This is a genomic window from Moorena sp. SIO2C4, from assembly GCF_010672485.1.
Lineage (GTDB): Bacteria > Cyanobacteriota > Cyanobacteriia > Cyanobacteriales > Coleofasciculaceae > Moorena > Moorena producens.
This window is the reverse complement of the sequence record NZ_JAAHGN010000869.1, coordinates 1-3,329: the sequence shown is the minus strand read 5'-3', so window position 1 is coordinate 3,329 and position 3,329 is coordinate 1. Positions and strand designations below refer to the sequence as shown.

Annotated in this window: 4 protein-coding genes; 1 reads left to right on the top strand and 3 read right to left on the bottom strand. The window is 47.8% G+C overall.

Annotated features, from left to right (window positions below; genetic code table 11):
- Positions 1 to 391 (bottom strand): DUF3604 domain-containing protein (locus F6K20_RS30585; RefSeq protein ID WP_287297229.1); only part of this gene is annotated, 391 nt, incomplete at its 3' end.
- Between the two features lie 116 nt (positions 392 to 507).
- Between F6K20_RS30585 and F6K20_RS30580 the strand changes: the two genes are divergently transcribed.
- Entirely contained in the window at positions 508 to 681 is a 174-nt protein-coding gene (locus F6K20_RS30580) for a hypothetical protein (RefSeq protein WP_287264652.1), read from the top strand.
- Positions 682 to 726: 45 nt separating this feature from the next.
- Here F6K20_RS30580 and F6K20_RS30575 read toward each other — a convergent pair whose 3' ends face one another.
- On the bottom strand, positions 727 to 2,820 hold the full coding sequence (locus tag F6K20_RS30575; protein ID WP_287254978.1) for a DUF3604 domain-containing protein: 2,094 nt from the start codon (positions 2,818 to 2,820) through the stop codon (positions 727 to 729).
- 188 nt (positions 2,821 to 3,008) lie between these two features.
- Complete coding sequence (locus tag F6K20_RS30570) at positions 3,009 to 3,314, bottom strand: HupE/UreJ family protein (RefSeq protein WP_287297227.1); 306 nt, start codon at positions 3,312 to 3,314, stop codon at positions 3,009 to 3,011.
- Positions 3,315 to 3,329: the final 15 nt, after the last annotated feature.

The window sequence follows — 3,329 nt, the reverse complement described above, 5'->3', positions numbered from 1 at the left end:
CGCAATCTTGTGGGGGGTAATCGACAAACTGTTGGAAGGAGCCCAACTGGTCGGTGTGATCGGTTACCACCAAGAAATCTAAGGGACGAGACAACTGGACTGGTTGCCCACCATCGGTTGTCACTTCCTCTCCTCGGGCAAATCGGTAGGAATTTTCCGGGGTTAGCGTAGTTCCAGCCGCACCCGCATCAAAGGAATAGATGGTATGGAGGTGGGTGTCCCCCCAGAATACCTGCTGGGGATGGCTCGGCTGATACTCATCCGGTCGCCCTGCATAAGGGGAGTAGGGTATTTCTCCCGGAAGGGGTACAGGTCGGTTGAAATCTGGAAGATCGTATTCTCCAGGTGGCAACAACGAAACTGCCAGAGCGCTGTTGGAAACAAATAGCATGTTCCCGATTAGAAAGCAAATACACAAGCCTATTATAAATAGTTTGCGGATTTGCAAACGTGAAACTATTCGATTCATATTCATGAACTCCTTTTGGAATTGTCTTTGATTGAATCATGCTGTTTGAGCCAATGGCTCAAACAGCATGGTGCGTTAGGATGGATTGGCAGCGTTCGGCTGATGGCAAGAGATTTGGGCCATCTAACCCACCCTATGTAACTGCGATCACTTCTAATAGTTATAAAGCGATCGCTTGGTTGCTGGACTTACACTCAGTCAATAGGTTTTGAAACTACCAAGCCATGGTGGGATGCCAGGATCATAGATTTACTTCATCATTTGGTTGAATAATGTTTCTCAATTTCCTGAATGATTCGATTCCAAAATTCTTCCTGGCTCATATTTTCAACAGGTTGGGCAGGCAGAGGTTCGATAGCTGGAGAATACCAGATCGGGGAAGACCAGGCCCGTTCCCGAATAAAGGGTTTAGCACCAGAGGCGAAGATAGATTTGTCAACGGCGAGCGCATCATGGCTACTCCAGCGACAGGTGAAATTTTCGATCACCCGTGCGTAGTAAAATGCGTGTTGATTGGGGTCAAATTCAGGATCACGCCAAACAGTACTGAGTTCTGAGTCTCCCACATTCTCGGGATAACTACAGGTAAAAATATTCGGTATGGCCTTATTTCCAGGACATGAGCCATTCTCATTTAGCTGTTTGTCATCGGAACAGGCAACATCATAGACCTTTTCATGGGTTTCCCCATCATCACCGAGCCAACCCTTAATGATTTGGATGCGGTCTATGGGAGCACTCAAAGGATCTTTAATCGCCCAAACAAACAACTCAGGGTCTGCCTCAGCAGTGGGAAGGATTGGGAAATCGCTGCCCATGGGAACGCCAGTGCCATAAGCAATCTCGATGGCATCATCTCGAAGATTGAGATCTTCTGGGAACTCGTAGCCGCCAAAGAGTCGTACTTGAATACGAGGACCGCTGGTGGCAAAGGTTTCCCGTCGCTGGAAGGCATCAAAGATACTGTCGCGGGTGTTTTCTTCAGCCCAAACTCCTGTTAACCCACCAGGATTATTCAAAAGGTTATCGAGTTCACCACTAATGGGACTTTGTTCAATCCCCAATCGGTATTGAGGAGTATCGTCAGCCATACCATGATTACCCTGGTAATTATCTTCTTCCCCACTTGACGGAACCCCACTGTGGGTATCGGTCGCGCCCACAAAACCGTACTTAAAGGGGTTGACACCAATTTTAGCCTCTTGTTTGACACCTTCTTTGAGTCCTTCTCGGATGTAGCTATATTTGTTAATACAACCCTCTGGTTCAAAAAGTTCATCACAGATGGGGGCAGTGGTTAGGGATTGGACGGCAGCCCCTTCGATCAGAAAGGAAGGACCCGTCCGAACGGAACGGGTATCGAGTTTTTCAAAGTTACACAGTTCATCCACATTGCCTAAACCCGTTTTGCACTCGGACTCCCCTTTGGTTTGCATCACTTCTACCAGTCGCTCTAGTCGTTGTTGAGTGCTGGCGCGAACATCATCTATGGGGGTAACGTTGTCGTAGTAGGTTGGGTTAAAAGCAGTTCCCTCAGACAAGTTAGCGTTGTGGGGAATGACGATCACCTCACACTCTCCGGTACAGTTAGTATCCAACCAAGCCCACAGATGCTCTGGGTTGGGAGAAGACTTCAATGGGTCGGAAACATCCGAACCCGAAAACACAGTCTCAGGAACGGTATCATTACTAAAAATGATATTACGGTGAATACCTGCCCCCGCAATTCCTCGTGGCACATTGCCAGGAGAAGTCCATTCATAGGCGTTGAAGGTGGTGAATACCCCTGGCTCGTTGAACTGTGTCGCCGCATCTTGGATCTTGTCCCAAACGAGAGGGGTATATTCCTCGCAAAGTTCGTTATTATCACCACAAACCCCAAGATCCTCTTTACCCATTATAAATCTTTGAAATGCCTCCCCAGCAGCGTCTATATCGTCTTGTGCATCCCTTACTAGCTGACAATTTTCGGAGTTATAGTAAGGGGAATTTTCATCCATCGTACAGATGGCTATTTCTCCTAAAAACTCTGCATGATCAGTTAAGGCAGTGAAATCCAGGGCAGTTTTCAACTTATGAGATTGTCCTGAAGCCATCGTAACCGCCTCCCCTCGGGCAAAGCGGTAGGCTTCTTCTGGACCATTGGGGTTGGCTCCAAAATAGCTATCGAGGGAGTAGTTGGTGTGAACGTGCAGGTCCCCGAATAGGGCTTTTCGTTCCACTGGGAGCGGTGCAATTTCTGCTGAAGCTATAGGTATTTGTCCCATCGTTAGCAGTAGACTGAGAACTCCTACAGTGAGTACTCGCAACCACAAGGGTCGAATCCTCAGGGGTAAAGGCTTCAATTTCATCGGATATTACTCCTTAAATTAGATAGGGTTTGGTAAATAGTTTCTGTTGAAACGAGGGAAATGCTGGACTTACACTCAGTCAATACATTGTTGACATTGCTAACTTTGTAATTGTGAGATGCCAGGATATTTTCTGAGAGAGCGTTTTGGGTAAGATTTCTGGTTTTTGCGATCGCTAAGTGATCAACTCACCCCCAAAAAGCTGCCACTCGCTGGAAACACCAGAACGATGCCAGAATGCCAATACTATAGGTGGGCACCCAACCCAGCCAGCGCGGATAGTTCTCTGAACCAAACCGTTTCAGGCTCTCCATCACCGCAACCACTACTAGCACAAAGGCCAGTTGTCCTAATTCCACCCCAACATTGAAAAACAACAGAGCTGGTGGAATGTCTTGGGGGGGTAATCCCACCTCTGCCAAGGCTCCGGCAAAGCCAAAGCCGTGGAGCAGTCCAAAGGTAAGAGCCACTAGCCAGGGATATTGCTCAGTCAATCCTGGTTTACCCTA